The organism is Streptomyces sp. NBC_01384, from assembly GCF_045040035.1.
In the GTDB taxonomy this organism is placed as follows: domain Bacteria; phylum Actinomycetota; class Actinomycetes; order Streptomycetales; family Streptomycetaceae; genus Streptomyces.
On the sequence record NZ_CP109559.1, the window covers coordinates 2,230,993 to 2,244,079 of the forward strand.

Annotated in this window: 14 protein-coding genes and 2 pseudogenes; 5 read left to right on the forward strand and 11 right to left on the reverse strand. The window is 71.5% G+C overall.

Going from position 1 to position 13,087, the window contains the following annotated elements; genetic code table 11:
* Positions 1 to 3 precede the first annotated feature (3 nt).
* Genes OG747_RS09995 through cobC form a run of 3 tightly spaced genes read left to right on the forward strand, consistent with a single transcriptional unit; the run spans position 4 to position 2,601 of the window.
* Positions 4 to 606: a precorrin-8X methylmutase gene (locus OG747_RS09995; protein ID WP_405885496.1), complete on the forward strand. Its 603-nt coding sequence runs from the start codon at positions 4 to 6 to the stop codon at positions 604 to 606.
* Positions 603 to 1,532 (forward strand): sirohydrochlorin chelatase, encoded by a 930-nt coding sequence (locus OG747_RS10000; protein ID WP_405878933.1) that lies wholly within the window; start codon positions 603 to 605, stop codon positions 1,530 to 1,532. Before OG747_RS09995 ends, OG747_RS10000 begins: the two co-directional genes overlap by 4 nt.
* On the forward strand, positions 1,522 to 2,601 hold the full coding sequence (cobC, locus tag OG747_RS10005; RefSeq protein WP_405885497.1) for an Rv2231c family pyridoxal phosphate-dependent protein CobC: 1,080 nt from the start codon (positions 1,522 to 1,524) through the stop codon (positions 2,599 to 2,601). The genes OG747_RS10000 and cobC overlap by 11 nt, the downstream gene beginning before the upstream one ends.
* A gap of 164 nt (positions 2,602 to 2,765) precedes the next feature.
* Here the strand turns inward: cobC and OG747_RS10010 are convergent, their stop codons facing one another.
* Genes OG747_RS10010 through OG747_RS10025 form a run of 4 tightly spaced genes read right to left on the reverse strand, consistent with a single transcriptional unit; the run spans position 2,766 to position 6,353 of the window.
* Entirely contained in the window at positions 2,766 to 3,857 is a 1,092-nt protein-coding gene (locus tag OG747_RS10010; protein WP_405878934.1) for an amidohydrolase family protein, read from the reverse strand.
* A 35-nt stretch (positions 3,858 to 3,892) separates the two neighbouring features.
* Positions 3,893 to 4,675 (reverse strand): amino acid ABC transporter ATP-binding protein, encoded by a 783-nt coding sequence (locus OG747_RS10015; protein WP_405878935.1) that lies wholly within the window; start codon positions 4,673 to 4,675, stop codon positions 3,893 to 3,895.
* A complete protein-coding gene (locus OG747_RS10020; protein ID WP_405878936.1) occupies positions 4,672 to 5,505 on the reverse strand; it encodes an amino acid ABC transporter permease in 834 nt (277 codons plus the stop codon). The genes OG747_RS10015 and OG747_RS10020 overlap by 4 nt, the downstream gene beginning before the upstream one ends.
* The gene (locus tag OG747_RS10025; RefSeq protein WP_405878937.1) at positions 5,502 to 6,353 is read right to left on the reverse strand and encodes a transporter substrate-binding domain-containing protein; all 852 of its coding nucleotides are present in this window, start codon (positions 6,351 to 6,353) and stop codon (positions 5,502 to 5,504) included. The genes OG747_RS10020 and OG747_RS10025 overlap by 4 nt, the downstream gene beginning before the upstream one ends.
* Before the next feature lie 367 nt (positions 6,354 to 6,720).
* Here OG747_RS10025 and OG747_RS10030 point away from each other — a divergent pair.
* Positions 6,721 to 6,846: pseudogene (locus tag OG747_RS10030) on the forward strand (alanine--glyoxylate aminotransferase family protein); the annotation flags it as partial.
* Between the two features lie 123 nt (positions 6,847 to 6,969).
* The gene (locus tag OG747_RS10035) at positions 6,970 to 7,485 is read left to right on the forward strand and encodes a DinB family protein (protein WP_405878938.1); all 516 of its coding nucleotides are present in this window, start codon (positions 6,970 to 6,972) and stop codon (positions 7,483 to 7,485) included.
* A gap of 78 nt (positions 7,486 to 7,563) precedes the next feature.
* Here OG747_RS10035 and OG747_RS10040 read toward each other — a convergent pair whose 3' ends face one another.
* The 7 genes and pseudogenes from OG747_RS10040 to OG747_RS10070 form a co-directional block, all read right to left on the reverse strand.
* Positions 7,564 to 7,959: a hypothetical protein gene (locus OG747_RS10040; RefSeq protein ID WP_405886087.1), complete on the reverse strand. Its 396-nt coding sequence runs from the start codon at positions 7,957 to 7,959 to the stop codon at positions 7,564 to 7,566.
* Between the two features lie 32 nt (positions 7,960 to 7,991).
* Positions 7,992 to 8,147: pseudogene (locus OG747_RS10045) on the reverse strand (RNA polymerase subunit sigma); the annotation flags it as partial.
* A 45-nt stretch (positions 8,148 to 8,192) separates the two neighbouring features.
* Entirely contained in the window at positions 8,193 to 9,242 is a 1,050-nt protein-coding gene (locus OG747_RS10050) for an aminotransferase class V-fold PLP-dependent enzyme (RefSeq protein ID WP_405878939.1), read from the reverse strand.
* Positions 9,243 to 9,357: 115 nt separating this feature from the next.
* A complete protein-coding gene (locus OG747_RS10055) occupies positions 9,358 to 10,077 on the reverse strand; it encodes a DsbA family oxidoreductase (protein WP_405878940.1) in 720 nt (239 codons plus the stop codon).
* Between the two features lie 60 nt (positions 10,078 to 10,137).
* On the reverse strand, positions 10,138 to 10,641 hold the full coding sequence (locus tag OG747_RS10060) for a GNAT family N-acetyltransferase (RefSeq protein WP_405885498.1): 504 nt from the start codon (positions 10,639 to 10,641) through the stop codon (positions 10,138 to 10,140).
* A gap of 65 nt (positions 10,642 to 10,706) precedes the next feature.
* The gene (locus OG747_RS10065) at positions 10,707 to 11,315 is read right to left on the reverse strand and encodes a DUF1349 domain-containing protein (RefSeq protein ID WP_405878942.1); all 609 of its coding nucleotides are present in this window, start codon (positions 11,313 to 11,315) and stop codon (positions 10,707 to 10,709) included.
* A gap of 146 nt (positions 11,316 to 11,461) precedes the next feature.
* Entirely contained in the window at positions 11,462 to 12,991 is a 1,530-nt protein-coding gene (locus OG747_RS10070; RefSeq protein WP_405878943.1) for an aldehyde dehydrogenase (NADP(+)), read from the reverse strand.
* Between the last annotated feature and the right edge of the window lie 96 nt (positions 12,992 to 13,087).

The window sequence follows — 13,087 nt, forward strand, 5'->3', positions numbered from 1 at the left end:
CGAGTGAGCCAGGTGTTCCCGGAGAACCGGGTCGTGCACCCCATCGAGCAGGAGTCCTTCCGGCGGCTGCGTGCTCGCCTGGACACCTCGCACTTCCCGCCGCTGACGCGCGCGGTCGTGGAGCGGGTCATCCACTCCGCGGCCGACCTCGACTACGCGGGCGACCTCGTCACCGACGAGAGCGCCCTGGAGAAGGCGCACGCGGTGCTGCATGCCGGGGCGCCGGTCGTGGTGGACGTGGAGATGGTCGCGGCGGGCATCACCCGCCGGGACACCGTGTGCCGCCTCAGGGACGCCAAGTCCGGCTCAGGGCTGACCCGTTCGGCGCACGCCGTCCGGCTCGCGTACGAGGAGGTCGGCCCCGGCGCGCTGTGGGTGATCGGCTGTGCGCCGACCGCCCTGGAGGAGTTGCTGACGCTCGACGCCGATCCGGCGCTCGTCATCGGTCTGCCCGTCGGTTTCGTCGGCGCGGCCGAGTCCAAGGCCGCGCTGCGCGAGAGCGGGCTGCCCGCTGTCAGCAACGTGTCCGAGAAGGGCGGTTCGGCGGTCGCCGCCGCCGCGCTCAACGCCCTGCTGTACCACCCCGTGACCAAGGAGTTTTCGTGACCACCCCGCCCCCCGCCCTGCTCATCGCCGGACACGGCACCCGGGACGAGGCCGGAGCCGAGGCCTTCCGTGACTTCGTACGGGAGGTGGGACACCGTCACCCCGAACTGCCCGTCGCCGGCGGGTTCATCGAGCTCTCCCCGCCGCCGCTGGGTGACGCCGTGACCGAACTGGTCGAGCAGGGCGTACGCCGGTTCGCCGCCGTCCCGCTGATGCTGGTGTCCGCCGGGCATGCCAAGGGGGACATCCCGGCGGCGCTGGCCCGCGAGAAGGAGCGGCACCCGGGGATCTCGTACACGTACGGGCGCCCGCTGGGCCCGCACCCGTCGCTGCTGGCGGTGCTCGAACGGCGACTGGACGAGGCACTCGGCTCCGCGGCCCGTACGCCCGAGGACCGTGCCGATGTCACCGTGCTGCTCGTCGGGCGCGGCTCCACCGACCCGGACGCCAACGCCGAGGTGCACAAGGCGGCCCGGCTGCTGTGGGAGGGGCGCGGGTACGCGGGCGTCGAGACGGCGTTCGTGTCGCTGGCGGCGCCGGACGTGCCGTCGGGCCTGGACCGCTGCGTGAAACTGGGCGCGCGCAGGATCGTGGTGCTTCCCTATTTCCTCTTCACGGGCATCCTCCCCGACCGGGTGCGGCAGCAGACCGAGGGCTGGGCGGCCGCGCACCCCGACGTCGAGGTGCGGTCCGCCGAGGTCATCGGCCCCGAGCCGGAGCTGCTCGACCTGGTCATGGAGCGGTATCGGGAGGCCGTCAAGGGTGACCTGCGGATGAACTGCGACTCCTGCGTCTACCGCATCGCGCTGCCCGGCTTCGAGGACAAGGTGGGGCTCCCCCAGCAGCCGCACTTCCACCCGGATGACGACCACCATGGCGGGCACCAGCACGGGCACCACCACGGCGGCCCCGCACATGCGCACTGAGGGCGCGCGCGGGGGCGACGCGCACGATCTGCGGCATCACGGGGACGCCGAGGTGCGGGACGACGGTTCGGCGCTCACCGATCTCGCCGTGAACGTCCGTGCGGACACGCCGCCGACGTGGTTGCGCGAGCACGTCGCCGCGTCGCTGGACGGGCTCGCGGCCTACCCGGACGGGCGGGCCGCGCGGGCCGCGGTGGCGGCGCGGCACGAGCTCCCCGTGGAGCGGGTGCTCCTCACCGCGGGCGCCGCAGAGGCCTTCGTACTGCTCGCACGCGGCCTGAAGGTCCGTCAGCCGGTCGTCGTCCACCCGCAGTTCACCGAGCCGGAGGCGGCGTTGCGGGACGCGGGCCATACGGTCGACCGGGTGCTGCTGCGCGAGGAGGACGGCTTCCGGCTGGACCCGGCGGCCGTTCCCGAGGACGCGGACCTCGTGGTGATCGGGAATCCGACGAACCCGACGTCCGTGCTGCACCCGGCCGCCACGATCGCCGCGCTCGCCCGGCCCGGGCGGACGTTGGTGGTCGACGAGGCGTTCATGGACGCGGTGCCGGGTGAGCGGGAGGCGCTGGCCGGGCGGACGGACGTCCCCGGGCTGGTCGTGCTGCGCAGTCTCACGAAGACGTGGGGGCTGGCGGGGCTGCGGATCGGGTACGTCCTCGCTGCCCCCGACACCGTTGCCGAGTTGGAGCGGGCGCAGCCGTTGTGGCCGGTGTCCACTCCCGCGCTCGCCGCGGCCGAGGTCTGTGTGTCGTCGCGGGCGCTGGCGGAGGCGGCGCATGCGGCTCGTCGGGTTGCCGCGGATCGGGCCCACCTGGTGGCGGGGCTGCGGGAGTTCGAACCTGACGGGTTGCGGGTCATGGAACCCGCCGAGGGTCCGTTCGTCCTGATACGTCTGCCTCGGGCGGCGGCCGTACGGCGTCAGCTGCGGGGGCTCGGTTTCGCGGTGCGGCGGGGGGACACGTTTCCGGGGCTGGGGGAGGATTGGCTCCGGTTGGCCGTACGGGACCGGGCCACCGTCAACGGTTTTCTGCAGGCGTTGGACCGGGCGATGACGGTGGCTGGGCGATGAGGTGAGAGTGCGGCAGGGTGCGGCAAGGCACTTCCTCGCCCCCGCCGCCCCTACCCGTCCCATCCCCAGGGGCTCCGCCCCTTCCACCCCACCAGGGGCCCCGCCCCCGAACCCCCGGCGGCCGACGGGCCGACGCGCGGACGTGCAAACGGGCGATGAGTCGGCTAGCCGACGATCCGACCGTTCAGCACCACCCGGCGCGGAGCCGCCAGCACCCGTACGTCCGCGCGCGGATCCCCCTCGTACACCACGAGGTCCGCCGGCGCCCCCTCGTCGAGTCCCGGCCGCCCGAGCCACCGCCGGGCGCCCCAGGTCGTCGCGGACAACGCCTCGACCGGCGGGATGCCCGCGGTCACCAGCTCGGCGACCTCGCCCGCGACCAGCCCGTGGGCCAGTGAACCGCCCGCGTCGGTGCCGACATAGACCGGGATTCCGGCGTCGTAGGCGGCGCGCACGGTGTCGTAGCGACGTTCGTGCAGCCTCCGCATGTGCGCCGACCAACGCGGGAACTTCGACTCTCCCCCGGCGGCGAGCCGCGGGAAGGTGGCGATGTTGACGAGCGTGGGGACGATCGCGACCCCGCGGGCGGCGAACAGCGGGATGGTGTCCTCCGTGAGCCCCGTCGCGTGCTCCACACAGTCGATGCCCGCCTCGACCAGGTCCTGGAGCGAGTCCTCCGCGAAACAGTGCGCGGTCACCCGCGCGCCCAGGCGGTGTGCTTCGGCGATCGCCGCCTCCACGGTCGCACGCGGCCAGCAGGCGCCGAGGTCGCCCGTGCCGCGGTCGATCCAGTCGCCGACCAGTTTCACCCAGCCGTCGCCGCGGCGGGCTTCCTGGGCGACGTACGCGACCAGGTCATCCGGCTCGATCTCGTGGGCGAAGTTGCGGATGTAGCGGCGGGGGCGGGCGATGTGGCGGCCCGCACGGATGATCTTCGGGAGATCGGCGCGGTCGTCGATCCAACGGGTGTCGGAGGGCGAGCCCGCGTCCCGGATGAGGAGGGTCCCGGCCTCGCGGTCGGTGAGCGCCTGCTTCTCGGAGACGTCGTCGGAGACGGGCCCGTGCGCGTCGAGCCCGACGTGACAGTGCGCGTCGACGAGACCGGGGAGGGCCCAGCCCTCGACGGTACGGATGTCACGGGCGTCGGCGGGACGCTCGTACGAGATCCTCCCGCCGACGACCCACAGTTCGTCCCGGACGTCGTCGGGCCCGACGAGCACCCGCCCCTTCACGTGCAGCACCGCGCGATCGCTCATGCACCGCACCTTAATTCGTGCCGAACGGGGAGGTGCTACGGGCCCTTTTCGGCGTCTTCCTCCACGTCCGCCATCGCCGGGTCGAGCAGCCGGGACAAGAAGTGGCGCGTCCGCTCGTGCCGTGGATTGCCGATGACCTGCGCGGGGGTGCCGTCCTCGACGATCACTCCGCCGTCCATGAAGACGACCCGGTCGGCGACCTCGCGGGCGAACGTCATCTCGTGGGTGACGACCATCATCGTCATGCCCTCGTCGGCGAGCATCCGCATGACGGCGAGTACGTCGCCCACGAGCTCCGGGTCGAGCGCCGAGGTCGGCTCGTCGAAGAGCATCACCTCGGGGCCCATCGCCAGTGCGCGGGCGATCGCGACCCGCTGCTGCTGGCCGCCGGAGAGGGAGGAGGGGTAGGCGTCGGCCTTCTCGGACAGGCCCACGCGCTGGAGGTTCTGGGCGGCGATCCGGGCAGCCTCCGCCTTGTCCCGCTTCAGCACCCGGCGCTGCGGCAGGATGAGGTTCTCGGTCACCGACAGGTGCGGGAAGAGGTTGAACTGCTGGAAGACCATGCCGATCCGGCGGCGTACGGCGTCGATGTCGACGTCGGGGTGCGTGACCTCCGTACCGCCGACGAGGACCTGGCCCTTGGTGGGCTCTTCGAGCAGGTTCACACAGCGCAGCAGCGTGGACTTGCCGGAGCCGGACGGGCCGATGACGCAGACGACTTCGCCCTGCCCGACCTCCAGGTCGATACCGCGCAGGACTTCGTTGTCGCCGAAGGACTTGTGCAGGTCCCGGACATGGATCTCAGGAGTACTGGTCACTTGGTGGCCTCCCCGGCCTTGGCCTCCAGGCGGCGTACGACGAAGCCGAGCGGCACGGTGACCAGCAGGTAGCACAGGCCCGCGACCAGGATCGGCGTGGAGTTGGCGGTCTCGCTCGCCAGGTCGCGGCCGAACTTGGCGAGTTCGCGCTCCTCCAGCGTGACGCCGAGGAACAGCACCAGCGAGGAGTCCTTGAAGAGGAGGACGAGTTCGTTGGTGAGCGGCGGGATCACGATGCGGAAAGCCTGCGGGATGATGATCGAAACCATGGCCCGGGCGTGCGAGAAGCCCAGCGAACGGGCCGCTTCCATCTGTCCCTTCGGTACCGCCTGGATGCCCGCGCGGATCGTCTCGGCCATGTACGCGGCGGAGACCAGGCCGAGCGCGAGGGCCACCTTGCCGTACGTACCGCCGGGAATCTCGGTCCCCGGGAAGGCGAGTGGTACGGCGACGCCCACGAAGATGAAGATCAGCAGGGCGGGCAGACCGCGGAAGATCTCGATGTAGATGCCGGCGAGCCAGCGGTAGGGGCCGACGGACGAGAGCCGCATCAGCGCGATGACCATGCCGAGAACGAGTCCGACGGCGAAGCCGGACAGCGTGTAGAGCACGGTGTTCTTCAGGGCCAGCGTGATGATGTCCGGGAAGAGCTGCTTGGCCAGGTCCGGCTGGGCGAACTGGTTCTGCAGCCGTCCCCAGTCGGCCGTGACCGCGAAGGCGATCACGGCGGCGACGAAGACGACGTACTGCACACCGCGCGACAGCGCGCGCTTCTGGCGTCGGGTCAGGCCCGACCTGCGGGGCTGGACCGTTCCGTCGGCACCGCTCATGAGGCGGACGGGGAGGCGACGGCCGCGGACGCGGGGTATGGGCCGATCCACTTCTCGTAGAGCTTCTTGTAGGTGCCGTCGGCCTTCGCGCCCTTGATCGCCTTGTTGATGGCGTCACGGAGCTTGGCGTTGCCCTTCTTCACCGTGAAGCCGTACTGCTCACCGGTGTTGAGGTTGTCCACCACCTTGAAGGCGTCGGCGTTGGCCTTGTCCTTCAGCCAGCCCTGGACGACCGGGTAGTCGATGATGACGGCCTGGACCTGGCCGGAGCGCAGGCCGTTGATGACCGCGTCGGAGGACTCGAAGGAGACCGGGTCGAAGCCCTGCTTCTTCGCGTAGTCCTCGCCCGTCGTCTGCGCCTGGGAGCCGAGCTTCTTGCCCTTGGCCTTCACGTCGGCGAGGGAGTTGACGCCGCTCTTCTTGTCGACCAGGACGGCCTGGGTGGCGTCGAAGTACGGGTCGGAGAAGTCGACGTTCTTCTTGCGCTCCTCGGTGATCGTCATGCCGGCCGCGGCGAGGTCGCACCGGCCGGAGTTGAGGAACGCGCCCGTCTTGAAGTTCTCGAAGGGCGTGTCGACGAACTCCTGCTTCACGCCGAGGTCCTTGGCGACCAGGTCGATCAGCGACACGTCGAAACCCTGCACCTTGCCGTCGATCTCCGACTGGAAGGGCGGGTACGGGAGATGCGTACAGGTCGTGAGCTGCCCCGCCTGGACCACGGGAACCCCGTTGGCGGTGCCCTTGCCCCCTCCACCGCCCGAGGAGCAGCCGGCCACGAGCAGCAGCCCGGCCGTCGCGGTGGTGGCGGCCAGAATACGGGTCCGGCGACGTCCGAGGACCGAGTTCACGGGAACCTCCTGTGAGGGAACTGTAGATTCCGATTATAAGGAAAGGTTTGGGTTGCTCAAATCAATCCGATGGTTACTGGACCGTTCGGCCTCAGAAGTCATGCTCAACCGGGGGTTCTGACACATGACCTCAAGGGCCATCGGCCGCCTGACCCATAGGCCTCCGGCGGCGCGAGCGGGGAACGCGGCGGCGAGCGGGGCTATGTGCAACGTCACCATGGACGGAATGCCGAGGCGATACGCACCGTCTCGCATTGTCCCCACGCTGTCGCACACCGTGCGTCCACCATCCACGCCCCGTCACGAGGAAGTCGCCGGATATCCTCGGGGCTGCGCATTGGAACCCGTGAGCGAAGAGAGCTTCGCCGTGACCCACCCCTTCCTGGACCCGGCCCCGCTGAGCGCCGCGCACTTCGCGGCGATCGAGGACCGCGTGGCGCGGCTGCTCTCCACCGAGCAGGACGTCGTGATCACGCAGGGTGAGGCGCTGCTGCACGCGCCGTCCCGGGGCGACGGGGTCCCTCCTGCTCGAGCGAAGCCGAGAGCTTGGGGGAAGGCGGGGGCGGCGGGGGCGAAATCGGCTGCCTCGCCGATCGCGGCGTGACACCCTGCCCCCATGACCGCGACGCTGCCCGACGGACGCCCCGTCCCCCTCCTCACCGGCCCCGAGCACCCCATGCTGGAGAGCTGGCTCGCTTTCCACCGCGCGACGCTGGAGTTGAAGTGCGCGGACCTCGACGACACCCAGGTACGGACCGCGTCCGCCGCACCGTCGGAACTGACGCTGCTCGGACTCGTCCAGCACCTCGCCGAGGTCGAACGCAACTGGTTCCAGCGGGTGTTCGACGCTACCGAACTGCCTCCCGTGTACGGGGAGGAGTCCGGGTACGCACTCACCCCGGAGCGTGGGCTGGAGGAGGCGCTCGCGGTATGGCGCCGGGAGATCGCGCGTGGGCAGGACGTCTGCGCCGGGCGGTCGCTGGACGACATCGGACGGATTCCCGACGGCCCGATGGGCGGGCTCGAGGTCAGTCTTCGCTGGGTCTATGTGCACATGATCGAGGAGTACGCACGGCACAACGGCCACGCGGACATCGTGCGCGAGCGTATCGACGGGCTCACCGGAGCCTGACGCGCGGGAATTACAGATTCCCGTCCCCGCCGCCGGACACCACGTCCCACATGAGATCGCTCAGCTGATCAGAGACGCTCAAAGCAACGCCAGTGACGCCGCCCGCTCCAGTACCTCGCGTACGGCGCCGGCGTCGCCCGCCGCACCCCGCGGCACCTCGTCGGGTGCGTACCGTCCGCCCACCAGCAGGCAGAAGTCGACGGCGTCGAGGACGAGCTCGGCCCGTACCGGCTCGTCCTCGGAGCCCAGCACCCACTGGGCGTCCCGCTCTCCTCCCCCGGTCACCGAGAAGAGCACCGGGGGCGCGGTGGGGCAGGGAGCGGCGTGCGCGGCCACGCGCGGCACCGGCGGGCGAGCGCGCAGGGCGAGGGCGAGTACGCCGTCGGTGCCGCCGGCGGCGCCGTCCACGGCCCGCCGGTGGGCGAGCATGGACAGCCAGGTGCGCAGGCGTCGAAGGCGTACGGCCTGCTCCACAGGTGTGCGAAGACCTCCTGTGCCACGTCCTCGGCGGCGGCCGGGCTGCGCGTGACACGGACGGCGACCCGGCGGCGCACGAGGGCGCCGTACGCGGCGTACACCTCGGCCGGCGCGGTCTCGTCCCCGTACACCAGCCGCCGATGCCATGCGGCGTCCGTGAGCGTCGGCTCCACCTGCGCCACCACCCCTTGGTGCCTTCCCCAGCGCCCTGCCCGGTCCCGCGCCAGTGGTCAGCCGGACAGGACGTCCAGCAGCCGGTCGACATCGGCGGGGGTGTTGTACAGGTGGAAGGCCGCTCGCAGGTTGCCCGCGCGGTCGGAGACTTCCACTCCGGCCTCGCTCAGCTCCCGCTGCCGGTGGCCGAGTCCGGGCACGGACACGATGGGCGAGCCGGGGGCGGGCACCGGCTCGCGGCCCAGCCCCTGGAGCCCGGCGCGGAAACGGTCGGCGAGGGCGAGGTCATGGGCGCGGACGTTCGCCACGCCCAGCTCCTCGACGAGCTCCAGTGCGTGCCGGGCACCCGCGTACGAGAAGAGGCTGGGGCTCTCGTCGAACCGCCGCGCGGAGTGGGCGAGTTCCTCGACGGGGCCGTAGCAGCTGTCCCAGGGCGCCTGCCCCGCGACCCAGCCGGCGAACACCGGAGTGAGCCCGCCCAGGTCCTCCGGGACGACCAGGAAGGCCACTCCCCGCGGACAGACGAGCCACTTGAAGGCGATGGAGGAGACGTAGTCGTACGCGCCCGCGTCCAGGGGCAGCCATCCGGCGGCCTGGGACACGTCGACGTACGTACGCGCCCCGTGCTCACGCGCGGCTTGCCGGATGCCCTCCAGATCGGCGACCCGCCCGTCCGCGGACTGCGCGGCGCTGACCGCGACGAGCGCTGTGCCGGGGCGCACGGACTCGGCCAGCCGCTCCAGCGGGACGGCGCGCACCTTGAGGTCGCCGCGGACGTGGAAGGGGTTCACCACGGAGCTGAAGTCGGCCTCGGCGGTCAGCACTTCGGCGCCGGGCGGCAGCGAGGCGGCGATCAGGCCGCTGTAGACGGCGACCGAGGCCCCGGCCGCCACCCGGCGTTCCGGGACCCCGGCCAGGCGGGCGAAGGAGGCGCGGGCGGCCTCGACGTCGGCGAACATGTCGGACGGCTGCCCGGCGGCGGCGGACTCGACGGCGACACGCATGGCCTCGACCGTGCGCGCCGGCAGCAGTCCGCAGCTCGCGGTGTTCAGATAGGTGTTCTTCGGCGCGAACTCGGCTCGGACGAGGCTCTCGAAGGTCTCCATGGGACCACTTTGGGGCCCCGCGAACCCCTCGTCCATTACGAAATTTTGCGTGGTTCCACTAAGGAACGCTTATACGTCCGCCCCGACCTGCGCTTTTACCGCCGCGGTACGGCCTTTACTGCTGCGGTACGGCGCATCCGTCCGGACCGCAGGCCTCCGCGTCGGCGGAAGCGTCCTGGATCAGCTTCAGCGGCGGGCGCTCGCCCCACGCCTGGGTCAGTGCCTGCGCGAAGACGTCGGCGGGCTGGGCACCGGAGACGCCGTACTTGCGGTCGAGGACGAAGAACGGCACGCCGTTCGCGCCCAGCTCGGCGGCCTCGCGCTCGTCGGCGCGCACCTCGTCGGCGTATGCCTTCGGGTCGGCCAGCACCTTGCGGGACGCGTCCGCGTCGAGCCCGGCGGCGACGGCCAGCTCGACGAGCCGCTCGTCGTCGTCGAAGACGGTCCGCTCCTCGGCGAAGTTCGCCTTGTAGAGCAGGCCGATCAGCTCGTCCTGGCGGCCCTGCTCCTTGGCGAAGTGGAGGAGGCGGTGCATGTCGAAGGTGTTGCCGTGGTCGCGGTCCCGGGTGCGGTACTCCAGGCCCTCGGCGGCGGCCTGCGCGCCCAGGTTCTCCTCGCCGGCCTGCGCCTGCGCCTCGCTCATGCCGTACTTCTTGGTCAGCATCTTGATGACGGGCTGGATGTCGCCCTTGGCGCGGCCCGGGTCGAGCTCGAAGGAACGGTGCACGACCTCGACCTCGTCACGGTGCGGGAAGGCGTCGAGCGCCTTCTCGAAGCGGGCCTTGCCCACGTAGCACCAGGGGCAGGCGATGTCGCTCCAGATCTCGACGCGCATGTCTCGGCTCTCTCCAGGTCGTGCGGATACGTCGATTCATGAACGTTCAAGCGGCTGGGTTCATTCCCCGGTGACGGTGTAGCGCAGGAGGAGGTGGTGGTCGCCCTCCACCGGCGGGATCTCCGGGGCCGGGAGCCAGCCCTGGCGGGCGTAGAAGGCACGGGCGCGTTCGTTGTCGACGTGCACGCCGAGGCTCGCCGTCCGTTTGCCGTCGGCCCGCCACTGCTCGACGCAGGCCGCGTGCAACGCGGTGCCGATGCCGGTCCGCCAGCGGTCCGGATCGACATGGAACTGGAAGAGGTGCACGGTGTCGGAGGGCGCGTCATCGGCCGTACGGAAGGAGGCGATACCCACCAGGTCCCCGTCGCGTACCGCGCACAGGACGTGGGCTTCGGGGCGCTCGATACTGCCCCGCCAGGCGGCGACCCAGTCGACGTCGGCGAACGGCAGACCGTCCGGACAGTACGTGGAACGAGCGCGGACATGCAGTTCGGTGATGGCGGCGGCCTCACTGGGCAAGGCGGTCCTGATCACCAGGGAGCCGGTGGTGCGGGGTGTTCTGATCACGCAGCGGAGGACGTGGCGGAGGCGGCCGCGGTTCCCACTGCGCGGCCGGCCCCCACCCACGGTCAGCTGCCGTCTCTCAAGTCCTGGGGCCAGTTCGGGCGGAACTCGATGCCGTCGTAGGTCACCACGCACCCCTCCCCCATCGGCGACTGCGTCATGAAGCCGACCAGCGCGGCGGAGGCCTCCTTCTCGTCGCCCAGGGTGAACAGCCGGATGAAGGTCCAGCGCTCGCCGTCGCGGGAGGCGTGGAAGGCGAAGGCGCGCCCCGTGCGGCTGACCCGCAGCCAGACGGAACTGCCGTCCACCGTGAAGGAGTTGGCGTCGTCGGAGTGCCCCCGGGTGACCACCGTGCAGACGGTGGGCACGTCCGGGGAGTACTCCAGGCAGAGCTTCGCCCAGGCCCGCTCCCCCACGTGGAGATAGAGGACACCCGCGTCGAACGCCGCGCCGAAGCCGACCGTGACGCGGGCGATCAGCTGGAAGTCGCCCTCCGGCGCCCCGAGGAGACGGGGCGCGTCGGAGGCGGGGTCCAGGGCCTCGTCGGTGGGCGGTACGAAACGGTCCTGGCGAGGCCCGGCCCAGCCGGTGAGGATCCCGTCCTCGTGCGACCAGTTCCCGTCAGGGCCGTAGGTGCGCAGGGGGAAGGGAAGTTCGGGGAGTTCGACGTCCATTCACCGAGTCTCTCAGGTCCGGTCCCGCGCCCCGAAAAGGGGCGCGGGGCTGTGCCATATGCGGCTCCGCCGCGTGGGCGCGACCAGCCACAGCGGGCCCGCAGCCGACGAACAACCGCAACTCCAACGGCGCTACCGGCGGAGCCCTACCGCTCCAAGTGACCGTCGTACCGTCGCGGCAGCCCCAGCGGGTTGTCGTCACGGAGCTCCGGCGGGAGGAGCGCCTCCGGGGCGTTCTGGTACGCCACCGGCCGCAGCCAGCGCTCGATCGCCGTACCGCCGACCGACGTCGAGGTGGACGTCGTCGCCGGGTACGGACCGCCGTGGTGCTGGGCCGGGGCGACGGCGACACCGGTGGGCCAGCCGTTGACCAGGACGCGTCCCGCGAGCGGGGTCAGCTCGGCGAGGATCTCGGCGCCGCGGCCTTCACCCGCCGCCTCCTCCGTCGAAAGCTGCACGGTCGCGGTGAGGTTGCCGGGCAGGCGGGAGAGGACCGCGCTGGCCTCGGACTCGTCCTCGTAGCGGGCGACGACCGTGAGCGGGCCGAAGCACTCCTCCAGGAGCAGGTCGTGCTCGCCCTCGGTGGCGAGCTTGTGCGCGGGCACGGTCAGGAAGCCCGGGCTCACCGTGTGCTCGCCACCCGCGCCGGGGGTCACTGGCGCCTCCACGTCGGGGAGTTCGGCGCGCTCGGCGACCCCGGCGATGAAGTGGTCGCGCATGCGGTGGTCCAGGAGCACGCCCGCGTCGGTGTCGCTGACGGCGTCGGTCAGGGACTTCACCAGGCGGTCGCCCGCCGCGCCCGCGGGGGCCAGGACCAGGCCCGGCTTCACGCAGAACTGGCCGACACCCAGCGTCATCGAGCCCGCGAGCCCGGCACCGATCGCCTCGGCGCGCTCGGCCGCCGCGGCCTCGGTGATCACGACGGGGTTGAGGGAGCCGAGTTCACCGTGGAAGGGGATCGGCACGGGGCGCGCCGCCGCCGCGTCGAAGAGGGCACGGCCGCCGCGGATGGAACCGGTGAACCCGGCCGCCGCGACCAGCGGGTGCTTGACCAGCTCGACGCCCGCCTCGAAGCCGTGGACCAGGCCGATGACACCGGCCGGGATGTCGTGCCGGGCGGCGGCCCGGCGCAGTACGGCCGCGACCAGCTCGGAGAGTCCGGGGTGGTCGGGGTGGGCCTTGACCACGACCGGGCAGCCGGCCGCCAGCGCGCTCGCGGTGTCGCCGCCGGCGACCGAGAAGGCGAAGGGGAAGTTCGAGGCCGAGTAGACGGCGACGACACCCAGCGGCACCTTGTAGCGGCGCAGGTCCGGGATCGGCGGGGTCGCCGTGTCGTCGGGGTGGTTGATGACGACGTCGAGGAACGCGCCCTCGTCGACGATGCCGGCGAAGGCCCGCAGCTGGTAGCAGGTGCGGGCGAGTTCGCCGGTGAGCCGGACCGGGCCGAGCGCGGTCTCCGCGTCGGCGGCCTCCACGAGCTGGTCCTTGGCCGCTTCGAGCTGCTCCGCGGCGGTCCGCAGGAAGGCCGCGCGGACGGTGCGGTCGACGAGGGCTCCTCGGGCGGCGTGCGCGGCGCGGACGGTCTCGTCGACCTCCTGGGCCGTGGCTTCCACCGCAACCTGCTCGCGCTGCTTCCCGGTACGGGGGTCGACACTCCAGACTGGTGCTGCTGCCACCGCGGGTCCCTCCAGATGTAATGCCGTAGTTCTTGTCTCACCCACCGGGGGCGTTCGATATACTGAACGCTGTCTCTGATGGTGAATATGATGCGG